This is a genomic window from Streptomyces sp. T39, from assembly GCF_008042045.1.
In the GTDB taxonomy this organism is placed as follows: Bacteria; Actinomycetota; Actinomycetes; order Streptomycetales; family Streptomycetaceae; genus Streptomyces.
Genome location: NZ_RDBP01000211.1, coordinates 1 through 18,005, shown reverse-complemented (window position 1 = coordinate 18,005; position 18,005 = coordinate 1). Strand labels below are relative to the sequence as shown.

12 protein-coding genes are annotated in these 18,005 nt (G+C 73.0%); 6 read left to right on the top strand and 6 right to left on the bottom strand.

The features are described 5' to 3' along the window. Positions 1 to 112 precede the first annotated feature (112 nt). Positions 113 to 1,126: a hypothetical protein gene (locus EAO77_RS37145; protein WP_147992675.1), complete on the bottom strand. Its 1,014-nt coding sequence runs from the start codon at positions 1,124 to 1,126 to the stop codon at positions 113 to 115. A gap of 59 nt (positions 1,127 to 1,185) precedes the next feature. Continuing rightward, on the bottom strand, positions 1,186 to 1,590 hold the full coding sequence (locus EAO77_RS37140; protein WP_147992676.1) for a MerR family transcriptional regulator: 405 nt from the start codon (positions 1,588 to 1,590) through the stop codon (positions 1,186 to 1,188). Between the two features lie 61 nt (positions 1,591 to 1,651). Between EAO77_RS37140 and EAO77_RS37135 the strand changes: the two genes are divergently transcribed. Beyond that, the gene (locus EAO77_RS37135) at positions 1,652 to 2,761 is read left to right on the top strand and encodes an alkene reductase (RefSeq protein WP_147992674.1); all 1,110 of its coding nucleotides are present in this window, start codon (positions 1,652 to 1,654) and stop codon (positions 2,759 to 2,761) included. A gap of 261 nt (positions 2,762 to 3,022) precedes the next feature. Here the strand turns inward: EAO77_RS37135 and EAO77_RS37130 are convergent, their stop codons facing one another. The 3 genes from EAO77_RS37130 to EAO77_RS39275 are packed head-to-tail and all read right to left on the bottom strand — an operon-like array spanning position 3,023 to position 6,784. Then, positions 3,023 to 4,867 (bottom strand): ABC transporter ATP-binding protein, encoded by a 1,845-nt coding sequence (locus tag EAO77_RS37130; protein ID WP_147992673.1) that lies wholly within the window; start codon positions 4,865 to 4,867, stop codon positions 3,023 to 3,025. Further along, complete coding sequence (locus tag EAO77_RS37125) at positions 4,864 to 6,597, bottom strand: ABC transporter ATP-binding protein (RefSeq protein ID WP_147992672.1); 1,734 nt, start codon at positions 6,595 to 6,597, stop codon at positions 4,864 to 4,866. Before EAO77_RS37125 ends, EAO77_RS37130 begins: the two co-directional genes overlap by 4 nt. A gap of 13 nt (positions 6,598 to 6,610) precedes the next feature. Then, complete coding sequence (locus EAO77_RS39275) at positions 6,611 to 6,784, bottom strand: hypothetical protein (RefSeq protein WP_187283602.1); 174 nt, start codon at positions 6,782 to 6,784, stop codon at positions 6,611 to 6,613. 203 nt (positions 6,785 to 6,987) lie between these two features. Between EAO77_RS39275 and EAO77_RS37120 the strand changes: the two genes are divergently transcribed. After that, positions 6,988 to 7,185: a DUF4236 domain-containing protein gene (locus EAO77_RS37120; RefSeq protein WP_147992671.1), complete on the top strand. Its 198-nt coding sequence runs from the start codon at positions 6,988 to 6,990 to the stop codon at positions 7,183 to 7,185. A gap of 76 nt (positions 7,186 to 7,261) precedes the next feature. On the opposite strand, the gene EAO77_RS37115 is transcribed toward EAO77_RS37120, so the two are convergent. Then, entirely contained in the window at positions 7,262 to 9,388 is a 2,127-nt protein-coding gene (locus tag EAO77_RS37115) for a SpoIIE family protein phosphatase (protein WP_147992670.1), read from the bottom strand. Positions 9,389 to 10,150: 762 nt separating this feature from the next. On the opposite strand from EAO77_RS37115, the gene EAO77_RS37110 reads away from it, so the two are divergent. From EAO77_RS37110 to EAO77_RS37095, 4 genes are all read left to right on the top strand, one after another. Continuing rightward, a complete protein-coding gene (locus EAO77_RS37110) occupies positions 10,151 to 11,878 on the top strand; it encodes a 3-hydroxyacyl-CoA dehydrogenase family protein (RefSeq protein ID WP_147992669.1) in 1,728 nt (575 codons plus the stop codon). Positions 11,879 to 12,192: 314 nt separating this feature from the next. Continuing rightward, positions 12,193 to 15,030, top strand: a complete 2,838-nt coding sequence (locus EAO77_RS37105) for a helix-turn-helix transcriptional regulator (RefSeq protein WP_147992668.1) — start codon at positions 12,193 to 12,195, stop codon at positions 15,028 to 15,030. Positions 15,031 to 15,269: 239 nt separating this feature from the next. Then, on the top strand, positions 15,270 to 16,220 hold the full coding sequence (gene rfbB, locus EAO77_RS37100) for a dTDP-glucose 4,6-dehydratase (protein WP_147992667.1): 951 nt from the start codon (positions 15,270 to 15,272) through the stop codon (positions 16,218 to 16,220). Positions 16,221 to 16,425: 205 nt separating this feature from the next. Further along, positions 16,426 to 18,005, top strand: a 1,580-nt coding sequence (locus EAO77_RS37095) for a type I polyketide synthase (protein WP_261994332.1), incomplete at its 3' end; no start/stop codon positions are given.

The window sequence follows — 18,005 nt, the reverse complement described above, 5'->3', positions numbered from 1 at the left end:
GGGGGGTGGGCCCGGAACACGGTGCGGCGCCACAGGCGCGGACCGGTGCCTGGGGCGGAGGGGTCGCGAGGGGCGCGGACCGGTGCCGGGGGCGGCCCGGAGGTGTCCGGGTTCAGCGCGGGACGCGGAGGTCGGTGCAGCCGTGCTGCCGTGCCGAGCGTTCGGCGAAGGCGCTGAGCGCCGCGCGGGCGAAGGCGTCGCCGCCCTGTTCGGCGTGGGCCGCGGTGGTGACGGCGAAGCGCGCGCGGACGCGGTCGCCCGGGCACGCGGCGGTGGCCCAGAAGCTGCCGCGGGAGCCGCCCGCCTCCGCACCGGTGCCGGGGGCGGTCTCCTCGAAGGACTGGGCGAAGGGGCCGAAGTAGGCGTCGAGGGTGAACAGTTCCGTCCGGCTCTCGGTCTGCGCCTCGCCCAGGACACAACGCTCCAGCGGAGCCGTCGCCGGCGACGCGGTCGTCTCCTTGATCCAGTCGACGTCGTCCCGGTCGCGCAGCGGGATCCCGGCGCAGGTGCCCTCCGCCTCGAAGCGCGACTTCTCCTGCGGTTCGGCGTAGTCGTCCGGCAGGGGGCCGCCGGCCTCGGCGTCGCAGTCCCACCGTTCGGCCGCGCGCACCGCCGTGGCCGTGACGAGCCGCGCGGTGGCACTGCCGGCCACGACGGAGCCGCCGGCCGCCGATCCGACGACGACGGAGGCGTTCTGGTCCGCGCACCTCAGCACCACCGCGGCACTTCGACGGTTGGTGTAGCCGTGCCAGCCGCCGCCGAGCGGCAGCGGCAGGGTGCCCGTCCGCTGGGGCCACAGGTTGTCGAAGGCGCCCCGGGGCCCGTCGTCGTCGCGGGCGGAGGCGGGGATCTTCGCGATGGTGAGCGCGTTCGGGCCGACCCGGCAGAACTCGAACCCCCCGGGCCCGCCGCGGTGCGCGTCGAGGGGCAGGCCGCGCCCGGTGTCGTAGCCGGTCAGGACGGCCGACTCCGCCGACGGGATCAGGCCCCGGCAGTAGCCGGCGAGCGCGTCCTCGTAGCGCCAGCGCTTGCCGGTGTCGCTGAACTGGTACCAGCCGCAGCCCGCCACGGCGACCAGCGTCAGCGTCAGTGCGACGTACAGTGCCGGCCGGCGTATGACCTTCATGGGACCCGCTCCCCTGTTCGGTGTGCCCCGGCACCGTACCCCCGGCGGACACGGACGCCCTACGCGGCTCCGCTCCCCGCCGGGGCGGTCCGCGCGGGGTCGTCGGCGGGGCTGTGGGCGGCCGCCCTGATGACGTCGTCCAGCAGGGCGCGGGAGCGGACCAGATCCTCGATCATGCGGTCGATCCGCTCGCGTTCGACGGTGAGGTCCCTGACGAGGCTGTCGTCGGGCGTCGCCGGCCCTCCGTCGACGTCGCGCATGCAGGGAAGCAGGGTGCCGATCTTCGAGCTGCACAGTCCGGCCGCGTACAGCTCCTGGATCCGCCGGACACGGTCCACGGCCGTCCCGGTGTACTCGCGGTGCCCTCCGGGCGTGCGGTCGGCGGAGAGCAGGCCCTCCTTCTCGTAGTAGCGGAGGCTGCGTTCGCTCACTCCGGTGCGCCGGGCCAGTTCTCCGATCCGCATGACGTGGATCACACCCTTCCCGCTTGAATCTGACATTGGTGTCAGCTTCTACGGTAGCCGCATGACCACCGAGACGACGACCTCCCCGCTTCTGGAACCCGCCACCCTGGGCGCCCACCGCCTGGCCAACCGCCTGGTCATGGCCCCCATGACCCGCAACCGGGCGGCGAGCGACGGCACTCCGTCGCCGCTGATGGCCGACTACTACGCCCAGCGCGCCTCGGCGGGGCTGATCGTCGCCGAGGCCTCCACGCCGAGCGCCGTCGGCCGCACCTACCCGAACATCACCGCCCTCTACTCGGACGCCCACACCGCCGGCTGGCGCGAGGTGGTGCGGGCCGTCGAGGCGGCCGGGGGCGGGCCGCTCTTCCTGCAGATCCAGCACGGCGGGCGGGTGGGCCACCCCGACACCAGCGGTCACACACCGGTCGCGCCCTCGCCGGTGCCGCTGCCCGACACCATCCACACGCCCACCGGCCGCCAGGCCGCCGTCATCCCGCGCGCGATGACGGCCGGGGAGATCGAGAGCACCGTGGCGGACTTCGCCGCCGCGGCCCGCCGCGCGGTGGACGCCGGGTTCGCCGGGGTCGAGGTCCACAGCGCCAACGGCTACCTGCTCCACCAGTTCCTCGCGCCGAACACCAACCTCCGCACCGACGGCTGGGGCGGCGGCATCCCCGGCCGCATCCGCTTCACCACGGAGGTCGTCGACGCCGTCGCGGACGCCATCGGGCCGGAGCGCACCGGACTGCGCATCTCCCCCGGGAACACGGTCAACGGCATCGCGGACACCGACGCGGACGAGCTGTACCCGGCGCTGCTGGCGGCCACCTCGGGCAAGGGCCTCGCCTATCTGCACCTCGCCTACGCCGATCCCGCCGCTCCCCTCTTCGCCCGCCTGCGCGCGCTGTGGTCCGGCACCCTCATCGCCAATCCGGTGCTGCCGCGTGAGCAGATCCCCGCGGACGGCGGGCGGCAGGCCGCCGAGCGCCTGCTGGCCGCGGGCGCCGACCTGGTGTCCCTCGGCCGTCCCTTCCTCGCCAACCCCGACCTGGTGGACCGCATCCGCACCGGCGGCCCGGTCAACCCGGTGCGCGCCGAGTACGCCATGTACACCGGTGGCGCGACGGGCTACACCGACTACCCCGCTCTCCCGGTGCTCGCCCGCTGACCGGCGGCGGCCGGCGGGCGAGCGCCCACGGCCGGCGGGCGCCAGCGGCCGGCGGGCGCGGCCGGGCCGGGACGCCGGTGCCGCCGTCCGGGGGATTCACGGGCGGCGGCGGGAGCGCCCGCCGGCCGGCGCCCCCGCGCCCGTGCATGATGACGGCGTTAACTCCAAGCGCTCCCACTCCGGAGTGGCTGGGCGCAGCCCCCGCGGACCACCAGATCCGCGGGGGCTGCGTCTCGTTCCGGCCGCGCGGGCGCGGTGCCGTCAGGCGGCGGGCGCGAACTGGGCGGCGTGCAGCCCGGCGTAGGCTCCGCCGGCCGCGAGCAGTTCCTCGTGGGTGCCCTGCTCGGCGATCGAGCCGCCCTCCATCACGACGATCAGGTCGGCGTCCCTGACGGTGGAGAGCCGGTGGGCGATGACGAAGCTGGTGCGGCCCGCCCGCAGCGAGGCCATCGCCTGCTGGACGAGGAGTTCGGTGCGGGTGTCGACCGAGCTGGTGGCCTCGTCGAGCACCAGGACCGCCGGCTCCGCGAGGAACGCCCTGGCGATCGTGACGAGCTGCCTCTCGCCCGCGCTCAGTCCGGCGCCGTCCTCGTCCAGCACCGTGTCGTAGCCGTGGGGCAATGTGCGGATGAAGCGGTCCGCGTGGGTGGCCGTGGCGGCTTCGACGATCCGCTCGCGGGAGACCTCGCCCGGCACCCCGTAGGCGATGTTCTCGGCGATGGTGCCGCCGAAGAGCCAGGTGTCCTGGAGGACCATGCCGATCCCCGACCGCACGTCCTCGCGGGTCATCCGGGCGGTGTCCACGCCGTCGAGGGTGATCCGGCCGCCGGTCACCTCGTGGAACCGCATGAGGAGGTTCACCAGCGTCGTCTTGCCCGCGCCCGTGGGGCCGACGACGGCGACCGTCTGTCCCGGCTCCACCGTCAGGGTCAGGTCCTCGACGAGCGGGGTGCCGGGCTCGTAGCGGAAGGCGACCTTCTCGAACGAGACCCGCCCCCGGGGCCGTGCCGGGCGCAGCGGCCCGGCCGGCGCCGGGGTCTCCTCCGGTGCGTCGAGGAGGTCGAAGACCCGCTCGGCGGAGGCGACCCCGGACTGGAGCAGATTGGCCATGGCCGCGACCTGGGTGACCGGGCCGTTGAACTCGTAGGAGTACTGGACGAATGCCTGCACGTCGCCGATGGACAGCGTGCCCGAAGCCACCCGCAGTCCGCCGGCGACCGCGATCAGGACGTAGTTGAGGTTGCCGACGAAGGTGAGGGCGGGCTGGATGAAGCCGGACACGGACTGGGCGCGGAAGCTCGCCGCGTACAGTTCCCCGCCCAGTTCGTCGAAGCGTGCGACGGCGTCGTCGCGCCGTCCGAAGGCGACGACCTCGGCGTGACCGGTGATCATCTCCTCGACGTGGCTGTTCAGCCGGCCGGTGACGGACCACTGCCGCACGAACTGCGGCTGGGCGCGCCTGCCGATCCGTGCCGCCGTGAGCACCGAGAGCGGCACGGTCGCCAGGGCGATCAGGGCGAGCAGCGGCGAGATCCAGAACATCATCGCCAGCACCCCCGCCAGGGTCAGCAGCGCCCTGATCATCTGGCTGAGCGCCTGTTGGAGCGTCTGGGTCACGTTGTCGATGTCGTTGGTGGTGCGGCTGAGGATCTCGCCCCGGGGCTGGGCGTCGACGTAGGCGAGGGGCAGCCGCGCCAGCTTGTGCTGCGCCTGCTCGCGCAGCAGGTGTCCGGTCCGCTGGACCACGGTCGTCGCGAGGCGCTGCTGGAGCCAGTTGAGCGCGGCGGAGCCGACGGCCAGGGCGAACACCGTGACCAGCGCTCCGGCCAGGGCCGGGAAGTCGACGCCGTCCTCGCCGGCGGCGCCGGCGAGCACCAGGTCGGTGGCGCGGCCGAGGATGACGGGGGTGACGACGGCGAACGAGACCCCGACCGCGGCGGCGGCGAACACCGCGACGAGCCGGGCCCGTTCGGGCGCCAGGGTGCGCAGCAGACGCAGGCCGGACGCGCGGAAGTCGAGGGACCGTTCGAGGGCGGGGGCGGCGAGGCCGGGACCACGCTGCTGGGGCGCCGGGCCGCGGCGTTCGGGCGCGGTGCGGGTGGTCATGCGGCTTCCTCCTGGGTGAGCTGGGAGAGGACGATCTCCCGGTAGACGGCGCTGTCCCGCATGAGTTCCGGGTGGGTGCCGCTGCCGACGGCCCTGCCCCGGTCGAGGACGACGATCCGGTCGGCGCCGCGGACGGTGGCGACCCGCTGGGCGACGATCACGACGGTCGCACCGGCGGTCTCCTCCGCGAGGGCCTGCCGCAGGGCGGCGTCCGTGCGGTTGTCGAGAGCGGAGAAGGAGTCGTCGAAGAGGTACACCTGCGGTCGGGCGACGAGGACGCGGGCGATGGCGAGGCGCTGGCGCTGTCCTCCGGAGAGGTTGGTGCCGCCCTGGGCGACCGGCGCGTCCAGGCCGCCGTCGAGGGCGCGCACGAAGTCGGCGGCCTGGGCCACCTCCAGGGCGTGCCACAGGTCCGCGTCGCTCGCGCCGGGTCGGCCGTAGCGCAGGTTGCCCGCGACCGTGCCGGAGAAGAGGTACGGCTTCTGCGGGACGAGTCCCACGGTGCGGGCGAGGAGCGCGGGGTCCATGGCGCGGACGTCGACGCCGCCGACCCGTACCGTCCCGCCGGTCGCGTCGAAGAGCCGTGGGACGAGGCCGAGGAGGGTGGTCTTGCCGCTGCCGGTGGAGCCGATGACGGCGGTGGTGGTGCCGGGCCGGGCGGTGAGGCTCACGGAGCGGAGCACGGGCTCCTCGGCGCCGGGGTAGCTGAAGCCCGCTTCGCGGACCTCCAGCACACCGGGTCCCCGCAGCGCCCGGACGGGGGCCGCGGGCGGGGCGACGGAGGGCCGGGTGTCGAGGATCTCCCGGATGCGTTCGGCGCAGACCTCGGCACGGGGCATGTGCATCAGCAGGAAGAGGGCCATCATCACCGACATCATGATCTGGAGCAGGTAGCCGAGGAACGCGACGAGCGAACCGGCCTGCAGGGCGCCCGAGTCGATGCGGTGGGCGCCGACCCAGATGACACCGACGGTGGCCAGCTCCCAGACCACCAGCACGATGGGGAACATCACCGCCTGGAGGCGGCCGGCCCGCAGGCCGACCTCCTGGAGTTCGTCGTTGGCGGCGGCGAACCGCCCCTGCTCGTGCCGGTCCCGGACGAAGGCGCGGACGACGCGGATGCCGGTGATCTGCTCGCGCACCACCCGGTTGACCCGGTCGACGCGCTCCTGCATGCCGCGGAAGAGCGGCCGCATCCGCAGCACGACCGTGCCGACGGCGCCCGCCATCAGCGGGACGAACAGGAGGAGGAGCAGGGCGAGCGGGACGTCCTCGTCGAGCGCCATGACGATCCCGCCCACGCACAGCAGGGGGGCGGCGACGAGCATGGTCAGGATGAGGACGGCGAACGTCTGCACCTGCTGGACGTCGTTGGTGGTGCGGGTGATCAGCGAGGCGGTGCCGAAGCGGCTCATCTCCCGGGCGGAGAACGCCTGGACCCTGCGGAAGACGTCGGCCCGCAGGTCGCGTCCGATGCCCATGGCGATCCTGGCGCCGAACAGGACGGCGGCGGCCGCGGCGGCCGCCTGGACGAGGGTGACACCGGCCATCAGCGCGCCGCCGGTCAGCACATGGGAGGTGTCACCGCGCAGGACGCCGTTGTCGATGATGTCGGCGTTGACGCGGGGCAGGGTCAGCGAGGCGAGGGCCTGGACGAGTTGGAGGAGGACGACGAGCGCGAGGGTCCGCCGGTAGGGGCGCAGCCGGCTGGCCACGAGTCGGAGCAGCATCCGTCCGTCCCCCTCAGGCCGTGAACGGACGGCGGGGGGCGGCCGTCGCGGTGCCCGGCGGGCCGGGGCTGGGCCGCCGGGCCGACGTCCCCGTCCGGGACGCCCGGGAGGGGATCGCGTGCGCGGACTCGCGGAGGGGGACGCCGGAACGGGCGGACGGGGAGGTGTCGGGATGCGTGATGTCCATGGGAGGGATCGTGGTACCTCAACTTTGGTTGAGGTCAAGCGCGGCCCGGCGGCGCACGGCGAGGCGGGCCGTGTGCGCCGGGGGAGGCGGGCCGACGGGCCGTCAGGCGCAGGGGGACGGGCCGCCGTCACCGTCCCGCGGGAGACGTGCCGAGTGGTAGGGGCGAGCGGGGGAAGACGCATCGTCGACGAAAGGAGCCCACCGTGCCCGTCACGTTCCGCAAGAGCTTCCGGATCCTCCCCGGTGTCCGCCTCAACATCAACCGCAAGTCCCTGTCCCTCACCCTCGGAAAGGGCAAGGGACCGCGTCACACCTACTCGTCCACCGGCCGCCGGACCACGTCGATGGACCTGCCGGGGCCCTTCGGCTACCGCAGGACCACCCGCCGCGGCGACCGCTGATCCCCTGCCCGCCGGACGCGGCCGGTGAGCGCCGGGCCCCGCCCGTGCCCGCCGGACGCCGCCGGGGACGGCCGGGTCACCGGCCCGGTCCGAGGGCCTGCTCGGTCCAGATCGTCTTGCCGCGGGCGCCGTACCGGCACCCCCACCGGGTGGAGAGCTGCGCGATCAGGAACAGGCCACGCCCGCCCTCGTCCGTGCTCAGCGCCCGGCGCAGGCGCGGCTGCGTGTTGCTCGGGTCGGCGACCTCGCACACGAGCACCCGGTCGCGGATCAGGCGCAGCACGACGGGGCCGCCCGCGTGCCGGATCGCGTTGGTGACGAGTTCGCTGACGATGAGTTCGGTGGCGAAGGACTCCTCCGCCAGGCCCCAGGCGTCCAGTTGGCGCAGGGCGTCGGTACGGGCCCGGTGGACGGCGGCCGGGTCGGCGGCGTACTCCCAGGTCGCCGTGTCCCGTCCCGCCACGACACGGGTGCGGGCGAGCAGCACGGTGACGTCGTCCCCGGGCTGCTCCGGTGCGGCGCGCCGCGTGGTCAGTTCGGCGGCGATCCGGTCGAGGGGACGGCCGTCCGCCAGCAGTCCCGCAAGTTCCGCGGGGAGCCGCGCCTCCACCCCGTCCGGCCCGTCGGCGGGTGCGGCCGCCGGCGCACCGCTCCCGTCCACCGCTCCGGCCCGCCGGAGCAGGCCGTCGGTGTAGAGGGCGAGCACGCTGCCGACCGGAAGGGTCGTGCTGAACACCTCGAACGGGTTGTCACCCACGCCCAGGGGCGGCCCGGGGACCACCGCCGCGTACTCGGCGCTGCCGTCCGGCCGGACGATGACCGGCGGGGGATGCCCCGCGCTGGCCATCTGGCACGCACCCGTCACGGGGTCGTAGACGGCGAACAGGCAGGAGGCGCCGACCGTGTCGGGCTCCCTCGACTCGGCGACCATCCGCTGCACCAGGTCGTCGAGCCGGGTGAGGAGTTCGTCGGGGGGCAGGTCGAGGTCGGCGAGGGTCTGCACGGCGGTGCGGAGCCGCGCCATGGTGGCGGTCGCCTGCAGGCCGTGGCCGATGACGTCCCCGACGACGAGGGCCATGCGCAGGGAGGAGATCGGGAAGGCGTCGAACCAGTCCCCGCCGACACTGACGCTGCCGCCCGCGGGGAGGTAGGCGCCGGCGGTCTCGGCGGCCGCCGTCTCGGTGGCCGAGGGGGGCAGCAGGCTCTGCTGGAGGACGACGGCCGTCCGGTGCTCGCGAGTGAAGCGGAAGGCGTTGTCGATCGCGAGGGCCGCGCGGAGGCACAGGTCCTGCATCAGTTTGATGTCGGCGTCGGCGAACGGGGCGGGGTCGTCGACGCGGTAGACCTGGGCGTATCCGAAGAACCGGCCCCGGTGGTGGAGCGGGCAGCCGAGCGCGTGGTGCATCCCCTCCGGCATGAGCCGGGCGAGCAGTCGCGGGTCGTCGCCGAGGATGCGGCGGGCGCTCTCCGCGTCCGCGACGAGGGCTCCGCCGACGGCCATGACCGCCGTCGCGGGCTGCTCGGGCGGGCTCGGCACGGGCTCGCCGACCTGCACCAGGGCGGCGGGCCAGGTGCCGTTCGCCGCCTTCGTGGCCACCCGGCGCGCGGCCGAGGCCTCCGCGCCCCGGTAGCCCGGATTCGGGTCACGGCCCTGGAGGACGTCGTCGGGGAAGTCGACGAACGCGAGATCGCCCAGGGCGGGCACGAGGACGGCGACCAGCTCACGTGCGCTGTGCACGACGTCCAGCGAGCCACCGATCTCGAAGGCCTCCCGGTAGGCCGCCGACAGCCGCCGCTGCGCCCGGTGGCGCTCGGTGACCTCGACGGCGGCGATGGCGATGCCGACGGGCACGTCCAGGGGGTCGGTGACGCGGATGCAGGTGAGCGACAGCATGCGGTCGGAGTCCGGCGGCCCGAGGGGGTACTCGGCCGCGACCACGGGCGTCCCGGTCTCGGCCACCCGGGCCATGAAGGCGCGCACCGTGCCGTGGGCGCCGGTGCCGGGGAGGTCCAGCAGCCAGTCCTCGCCCGCCCCGTCCGGGCGCATGGCCGCGCAGGCCCCGTTCGCGCGGACGGGGCGCAGGTCCATGTCGAACTCCATGACCGCGATGCGCTCCTGGGACAGCACCGCGCGGGCGAGGGCGGAGTCCTGGTCCCAGCCTCCGGCCCGGGCGGCTCTCTCGCCGCGAGGAGCAGGTGTCACGTCGTATCGCTCCCTGGTTCGGCGGCAGCGGGTCGGTCGCGGCCGTGGAGGCTCCCACACGCCAGGATGCGCCCTCGCCGGGAGCGGGGCACCTCGGCGCTGGTCCGCCCGCACCGGCGGCCGCACGGTTCCACGCCTCGCCGGCCGCACGGTTCCGCGCCGCGGGGCCGCACGGTTCCGCGCCGCGGGGGCCGGGCACGGGGCCCCCTCCCCCGCGGGCCGCACGGCGACGGAGCGTGGCCGCCGGTGCACGCCGCGCCATCGCGACCGGGCGGTGAACCGCGGGTTCCGCGGAGCCCGGGGACCCCCCGAAGATCAGCCAGCCGCCCCCTTACCAGGGGGATGGGCGAATCGCTCCGATACGTCCCTTCGGCCGGCGCGGCGGGACACCCCGTGAGGGGGTGGGCGCCAGGGGAACCGGTACGCGCCTGGGGTGGCCGCCCGAAGGCTCGCCGGGACGGCGGTCCGCGGCGGCTGCGACCCCCGGCCGGCGCCCGGCGCACGGCTGTGACCAGGAACGACGGTTAACCGGGCCGAGAAAGGCGGGAGTTGACGGGCCCCGCGGGAGGCGTGCCCCGACATGATGCCGGGGGCACGGAACTCCGGGCCGGCGATCGGGGCGGAGTAGGGGGTCGGGGCATAGGGGTTGTTCAACAAACGGTAAAACCGTAGCGTCGGTTTTCAGATGCGGCCCCGGGGACAGCCGTTCTCATCCCCTTCGGTTCACGGGCCGTGGCCCACGACCCGAAGGGACGCCCCTCCATGGCTCGGCACCTCTCCACCGTCGCGGTGATCGGACTCGGAACCACGGGATCGGCGATTGCGGGGCAGTTGGTCGGCAGCGGACGGCGTGTCGTCGCGGTCGACACCGATCCGGCGGCCACCGAGAGGGCGAGAAGACGGATCGGCGAAAGAGGCCCGGGCGGCATCGAGTTCACCGGCAGACTCGCGGACGCCGCCGAGGCGGAGCTGGTCGTCGAGGCGGTGCCCGAGCGGGCCGCGGTGAAGCGTGCCGTGCTCGGCGAGGCGGCCGCGCTCTGCGGTCCGGACACGGTGTTCGTCACCACGTCCGGCGGACTCCCGGTCACCGAGCTGGCGTTCGAGGCCGGGTGCCCCGACCGTCTCGTCGGGCTGCACCTGTTCCTCCCGGACGGGGAGGCCAAGGAGCTCACGGTGGAGCTCGTGCCCACCCCGCTGACGGTGGACACGGTCCTCGACGACGTGCGGGAACTGGTCCGCGGCCTGGGATGGCACCCGGTGACGACGGCGGACCGCGCGGGACTCGTCGGCAGCGCCCTGACCCTGGCGTACCTCAACGACGCGGTCGCGATGCACGAGCAGCGCTACGCGACGCGCGACAGCATCGACACGGCGATGTCGCTCGGCTGCGGCCTGCGCAGCGGGCCGCTCGCCCAGCTCGACGCGATCGGGCTGGACACGGCCCTCGACACCTTGGAGGCACTGCACGCGCGCACCGGCGACCGGCGCTTCCTGCCGCGGCCGAGCCTGCGCCAGATGGTGTCGGCCGGGCTGCTCGGCCGCAAGGCCGGCCGCGGCTTCTACTCCTGGACGGACGGCTCGCCGTCGCCCGACGCCGACGGCGCGGCGCCCCGGCAGGGGCAGGCGCGGGAGGTGCGGAGCATCGGCGTGGTCGGCTCCGGAACGATGGCCGCCGGGATAGCGGAGGTCTGCGCACGCTCCGGCCACCCGACGGTCCTCGTCGCGCGGAGCGACGAGCGGGCCGGGTCCGCGCGTGCCGCCGTCGACCGGTCGCTGGGACGCGGGGTGCAGCGCGGCAAGCTCACCGCCGACGCCCGTGACGCGGCGATGGACCGGCTGACCTGCGCGTCCGATCCGCAGGCGCTCGCCGGCTGCGACCTCGTCGTCGAGGCGGTCGCGGAGGACATCGACGTCAAGCGGAAGATCTTCGGCGAGCTCGACCGGGTCTGCCGGCCGGGTGCGGTGCTGACGACCTCCACGTCCAGCCTGCCCGTGGTCGAGTGCGCGCGGGCGACCGCCCGGCCGGAGGACGTGGCCGGCATGCACTTCTTCAACCCGGCGCCCGTGATGAAGCTGATCGAGGTCTCGCACACGGTGCTGACCTCGCCGGACGTGACCGCCACGGTCCATGCGACGGCCAGGACCCTGGGCAAGAGGACGGTCGACTGCCAGGACCGGATCGGCTTCATCGTCAACGCCCTGCTCTTCCCCTACCTCAACCACGCCGTGACGCTGCTCCAGGAGTGCCGGGGCACGACCGCCGACATCGACATGATCATGTCGAACGGCAACGTCTTCCCCATGGGCCCGTTCCAGCTGCTGGACGTCGTCGGCCTCGACGTCTCGCTCGCCATCCAGCGCTCCCTGCACGGCACGTTCGGCGAGCCCTGGCTGGAGCCGGCGCCGCGACTGGAGCAGTTCGTCGCCGCCGGATACACCGGACGAAAGAGCGGAAAGGGATTTCGCATCCCCGCCCGCAGCACCCTGTGATTCCGTGGCGGGATATCGCTTCAGGGTGTGAATAAACGGCGGCACCACTGCCGCGTATCGCACGGGCCTCGCGTGACATTCCGGGGAAACACAGCGGCGATACACTGCTGACCTGCACGGTCTGCACCATTGCATGAGCACTCGCCCCGGTGCGGACTCCTTTGCGGAGTCCGGCCTTCGGGAGGCGGGGACGCACGCCCACCGGCGGCGACGGGGAAGCGGATTACATCAGTCCGCAATGGATGTTCGACACGAACATGCGTTAGAATTTCGCCCGTACTCAAGGTGCAGAACGACATCGATGAGCACGGGGGATGAAAATGCTCAGACGCACACTCGCCAGCACGGAAGGGTTCGAAGCTCAGGTAGGTGCCCTTCGCGGCCAATTTACCCGCAGCCTCGCCGGCGAAACACGGGTGACCCTTCTCGAAGGCGCTGCGGGGTGTGGAAAGTCGACAGCCCTGGAACTCTTGAAAGAGTACGCAAAAGAGTCGGGAGCAGTGGTCCTGTGGGCACACGGAGCGCTTCTCGACAATCCCGAACCACTCGATGCGCTACGCCAGTTCCTCGATTGTCCGACCCTGCCGGGAAATACGGCCGACCGAATGCGGCGGGCTCTTTTCCACGGCACTCTGCTGAGCACCGCACGGTCCGGCGCGACCGCCCTCCGGTCGCCCACACCCCCTCCCGAACCCATGCGCGGCGCACGCGACTTCTGCGCCGCGCTCCTCGAACTGGTCATGAGCAGACCGGTTCTGATCTGCATCGACGACCTCCAGTCCATCGACTCGGCCTCGCTCCAGTACCTCCTCTACGCCGCCGCGAAGCTGGACTCGGCCCGGCTCATGATCGCGTTCTCACGCGACCTGACCTGTGAGCCGAAGGACCCCACGTTCGACACGCGCATCATGCGACTCCCGAATTCCTCGCGCCTGCGAATGGAGCTCCTCTCCGTTCGGGACACGGCGAGACTGCTCAATTCTCATGCGGCCGTGCCCTGGCAGATCGGCTCCGTCCGCCAGTGGCACGAACTCACCGGCGGGAATCCCCTGCTCCTCCACGCGCTCATGGACGATTCGCGGGCTGCCACGAAACCCATGAAGGGGGAGCAGCCGGTGGACGCCGTCATCGGCGACATCTTCCTCCAGGCGGTCATCGACTGCATCCGGCGCAGCGGCCCCACCGCGGCCCTGCTCGCCGAGGGCATGGCCACGCTGGGCACCGCCTCCGGCACGGACCGGCTCGCCGAGCTCCTGGCCATGCCGGAGGACCGGGTGACACGTGGCATCCGCATCCTGCGCGAGGTCGGCGTCGCCCGTGACGCGCAGCTCAGCCACCCGAGGATCAGGGCCGCGGTGCTGGAGCACATGGGCCGTGAGACACGGCAGAAGCGGCACCGCAGGGCGGCCGCGCTGCTGCACCGCAGCGGCGCCCAGTCGATGCTCATCGCCCGGCAGCTCCTCGACGCAGGCAGCGCCGACGAGTGGTGGGCCGTGCCGGTCCTCCAGAGCGCGGCGGAACAGGCCCTCGCCCAGGACAACGCCCGCCTGGCCGCCGCCTTCCTCGACCTCGCCTACGAGTCGTGCGAGGAGCCGGGGACCCGCGCGAGCAACCGGCTGCTCGCCTCGGCCGTGATGTGGCGGCTCAACCCGGCGGCCTCCGAACGCATGCTGGAGGAGCCGCTGGCGGCCCTGCACGCGGGGGCGCTGCCCTCCTCGCGGATCGAGGAGCTCGTGGAACTGCTCGTCTCGCACGGCAGGCTGAGCGAGGCCCGCGACGCGCTGCGCCGCCGCGGCCCCGGTGACCGCGAGGGCACGCTGTCCCCGCAGTACGGCAGCAGCCTGTGGCTGCGCGAACCGGGCGAGACGCACGAGCCGGCGGAGGCCGAACCGGCGGCGCTGCTCCCCGACATCGGCCTCGGCTTCGCGCCGGCCGCGGCGGACGAGCCCGGCGAGGCGCGGATCGACGCGGCGGTCCACCCCCTGGAGACCTACCCGCTCACCGACAGCACCTTCGACACCATCGTCAATTCGCTGAACCTCCTCATCTACGCGGATCGACTGGATCTGGCCGAGCAGCGGTGCGACGCCCTGATGGACGAGGCGGAGCGCCGCCGGTCCCCCGGCTGGCACGCCATGTTCGCCTCCAAGCGCGCCGAGATCGCGCTGCGCCAGGGCAATCTGACCGACGCCGAGCAGTACGCCACCCTCGCGCAGAACGCGGTGCCCGGCTGGGACGGCGGTGTCTTCACCGGAGGGCCGCTGGCCTTCCAGATCATGGCGTACACGGCCATGGGCCGGCACGAGGCGGCGGCCCAGCGACTGAGCCGGCCGGTGCCCGAGGCCCTCTTCCGCAGCGCCTACGGGCTGGCCTACCGGCGTGCCCGCGGACGCCACTACCTGGCGGTCAACCGTCCCAACGCCGCACTCGGCGAGTTCCTGCTCGCCGGGCAGCTCGCCCAGCGGTGGGGGGTCGACTGGCCGGCGCCCCTGCCGTGGCGGCTCGACGCCGCCGAGGCATGGCTGCAACTGGGCAAGCGGGACCGCGCGGAGGGCCTGATCGACGCGCAGCTGCGGGTCGGCTCCCCGACGACCTCGCGCACCCGCGGCACCGCGCTCCTGCTGCGTGCCGCCTGCGCCAACCCCAAGAGCAAGGACGTGCTCCTCCATCTCACGCAGGCGGTGAGGGAGTTCCAGCAGTGCGGCGACCGGCTGGAGACGGCCCGGGCGCAGGTGAGCCTGGCCCACGCCCATCGCCGGCAGGGACACACCGACCGTGCGCGGGGGCTGCTCGCGAGCGCCGCGCGCGTCGCCAGGAAGTGCGGTGCCGACGGTCTCTACGTCGGCATCGCGCGTGCGCTGCGCGACGACCGTGAGGTGAACCGCGATCCCGTCCCGGACGGGGCGGTGGCCCAGCTGCTGAGCCTGAAGGAGGCGCGGCCCGGCGGGTTCACGGTGAAGCTGAGCCGCTCGGAGTCCCGGGTCGCGGCGCTCGCCGTGGACGGATACAGCAACCGGGAGATAGCGGCCACGCTCTACATCACCGTGAGCACGGTCGAGCAGCATCTGACGAAGATCTACCGCAAGCTCGGCATCAGAAACCGTCAGGAACTCCCGACGGGGCTTCGGTCGACCGTCACGGAAATCGCCTAGGACTTCTTCGCCGGCACCGGACGCCGCGGATCCCCGGAAGCGGGGGCCCGCGGCGTCCGCGGCGTGCCGCCGCACCAGAATTGCCCGCACACGCCCGAGGCGCGGGGCAAACCCCTGAGTCTCCCCCTAGAACTCCCCCGCTTCCTGGCTGGGCCGTGATCGGCGTTGCTACGTTCTGCGCGAGTCAATACGGACTCTCCCGACAACCGCCCCTTTCCCAGAGGGCTTGGAGGAGTGCCATGCGCATCGTAGTGACGGGAGGCGCGGGCTTCATCGGCTCGAATTTCGTCCGGAAGGTCGTCGCGGGCGAATATCCCGCCTTCGCGGACGCCGACGTGGTGGTGCTCGACAAACTCACCTACGCGGGGAATCTGGACAATCTCGCACCGGTCGCCGGCAGCCCGCACATGCGCTTCGTGCAGGGGGACATCTGCGACGCCGGTGTGGTGGACGAGGTGCTCGACGGCGCGGACCTGGTCGTCCACTTCGCGGCGGAGTCCCATGTGGACCGGTCCATCGAGGACCCCATGGAGTTCGTCCGCACCAATGTGCTGGGCACCGCGACCCTGCTCAAGGCGGCCGACGCCGCGGGGGTCGCCAAGTTCGTCCACGTCTCCACGGACGAGGTCTACGGGTCGATCGCCGAGGGGTCCTGGGACGAGGAGTGCCCGCTGGCCCCGAACTCGCCCTACTCGGCCTCCAAGGCCGCCTCCGACCTGCTGGTCCGCGCCTACCACCGGACCCACGGGCTGCCGGTGTGCATCACCCGGTGCTCCAACAACTACGGCCCCCACCAGTACCCGGAGAAGGTCATCCCGCTGTTCGTCTCCCGCCTCGCGGACGGCCTCACGGTGCCGCTGTACGGGGACGGGGAGAACGTCAGGGACTGGCTGCACGTCGACGACCACTGCCGGGGCATCGCCCTGGTCGCCGAGTCCGGACGGCCCGGCGAGGTCTACAACATCGGCGGCGGCACGGAGCTGAGCAACCGCCAGCTCACCTCGCTCATCCTCCGGAGCCTCGGCAAGGACTGGTCGAGCGTCGAGCAGGTCGAGGACCGGAAAGGCCACGATCTCCGGTACTCCGTCGACATCGGGAAGATTTCCGGTGAACTCGGCTACCGGCCCCTGGTGGGCTTCGACGAGGGAATCGCCGAGACCGTCAAGTGGTATATCGCCAACCGTGCATAGCGGTGGCCCCCTGCGCCCGGGCCGCCCACCCCTGGAAACCCACCCCCTAGGAAGGGGTTAGGGGTGGTCCGTGCGCATCACGCGCGGATAGCTTCGTCCAGGGTCATGAATTCTCCCACGTGTCATTGCCGGCTGCGGATACGAGTATGAGGTCGTAATGGTGAACAATTCCGTGCTGCCTGACGAACCCATTGCCGTGATCGGAATGGCATGCCGGGTACCCGGTGCGACGGATCCCGAGGAATTCTGGCGACTTCTCGTCGAAGGGAAGGACGCGGTCTCGGAAATACCCGGGGACCGATTCGACCCGACGAGCCTGCGGGAACTCGGCGCGGTGACCGTCCGGGGCGGCTTCCTCGACGGCGACGTGGCCGCGTTCGACCCCGAGTTCTTCGGGATCTCGCCGCGCGAAGCCACCGCCATGGACCCCCAGCAGCGGTTGGCCCTGGAACTGTGCTGGGAGGCGACGGAGCGCGCGGGCATCGGCGGCGACGCGCTCGCGGGCAGCCGGACCGGTGTGTTCCTCGGTGCGATATCCGACGACTACGCCACTCTGGTGCACCGCCTCGACGCGTCGGCCGTCACCCAGCACACGCTGACCGGTCTGAGCCGCAGCATCATCGCCAACCGGATCTCCTACGTCCTCGCCCTGCGCGGACCGAGTCTCACCGTCGACTCCGGCCAGTCGTCGTCGCTGGCCGCGGTGCATCTGGCGTGCGAGTCGCTGCGCCGTGGCGAGTCCGCCGTCGCCCTCGCGGGCGGTGTGCACCTGAACCTGGTCCCGGACAGCTTCCTGACGACCTCCCGTTTCGGTGCCCTGTCCCCCGACGGCCTGGCGTACACCTTCGACGAGCGCGCCAACGGATACGTCCGCGGCGAAGGCGGCGGTGTGGTCGTCCTGAAGCCGCTGTCGGCCGCCCTGCGCGACGGCGACGACGTGCTGTGCGTGATCCGCGGCTCGGCCACCAACAACGACGGCGGCGGCGAGAGCCTCACCTCCCCGCACGCCGTGGGACAGCAGGAGGTCCTCCGCGCCGCCTACGCGCGCGCCGGCGTCGACCCGTCGCAGGTGCAGTACGTCGAACTGCACGGCACCGGCACCAAGGTGGGCGACCCCGTGGAGGCCCGGGCGCTCGGCGCCGTCCTCGGCGCCGAGCGGCCCGAGGACGCTCCTCTGCGCGTCGGTTCGGTGAAGACGAACATCGGCCACCTGGAGGGAGCCGCGGGCGTCACGGGGCTGATCAAGGCCGTGCTCTCCGTGCGTCACGGCCAGCTGCCGCCCAGCCTGAACTTCGACCGGCCCCACCCCGACATCCCCCTCGACACGCTCCGGCTGCGGGTGCAGACACGGCTCGAGGAGTGGCGGACCGCGTCCGGGACCCCGCGTCGTGCGGGCGTGTCGTCCTTCGGGATGGGCGGCACGAATGTGCATGTGGTGCTGGAGCAGGCGCCGGTGGTGGAGCCGGTGGAGGCCCCGGTAGAGGCGGGTGTGGCGTGGCCGGTGCCGTGGGTGGTGTCCGGCCGCACCGAGGACGCCGTCCGCGACCAGGCCCGCCGCCTCGCCGCCCACGTCCGCGAACACCCCGAACACACCGTCACCGACATCGCCCACTCCCTCGCCACCACCCGCACCGCCTTCCACCACCGCGCCGCAGCCATCGGCACCGACCGCGACGACCTCCTCACCCAACTCGACCGCATCGCCGACACCACCACCCCCATCACCCAGACCCAAACCGGCAAAACCGCCTTCCTCTTCACCGGACAAGGCGCCCAACGCCCCGG

Excerpts from the sequence above, each read along its gene's own strand:
- EAO77_RS37135 (WP_147992674.1), top strand. The coding sequence starts at position 1,652 with ATGACCACCGAGACGACGACCTCCCCGCTTCTGGAACCCGCCACCCTG.
- EAO77_RS39275 (WP_187283602.1), bottom strand. The coding sequence starts at position 6,784 with ATGGACATCACGCATCCCGACACCTCCCCGTCCGCCCGTTCCGGCGTC.
- EAO77_RS37145 (WP_147992675.1), bottom strand. The coding sequence starts at position 1,126 with ATGAAGGTCATACGCCGGCCGGCACTGTACGTCGCACTGACGCTGACG.
- EAO77_RS37110 (WP_147992669.1), top strand. The coding sequence starts at position 10,151 with ATGGCTCGGCACCTCTCCACCGTCGCGGTGATCGGACTCGGAACCACG.
- EAO77_RS37105 (WP_147992668.1), top strand. The coding sequence starts at position 12,193 with ATGAAAATGCTCAGACGCACACTCGCCAGCACGGAAGGGTTCGAAGCT.
- EAO77_RS37125 (WP_147992672.1), bottom strand. The coding sequence starts at position 6,597 with ATGCTGCTCCGACTCGTGGCCAGCCGGCTGCGCCCCTACCGGCGGACC.
- EAO77_RS37140 (WP_147992676.1), bottom strand. The coding sequence starts at position 1,590 with ATGCGGATCGGAGAACTGGCCCGGCGCACCGGAGTGAGCGAACGCAGC.
- rfbB (WP_147992667.1), top strand. The coding sequence starts at position 15,270 with ATGCGCATCGTAGTGACGGGAGGCGCGGGCTTCATCGGCTCGAATTTC.
- EAO77_RS37130 (WP_147992673.1), bottom strand. The coding sequence starts at position 4,867 with ATGACCACCCGCACCGCGCCCGAACGCCGCGGCCCGGCGCCCCAGCAG.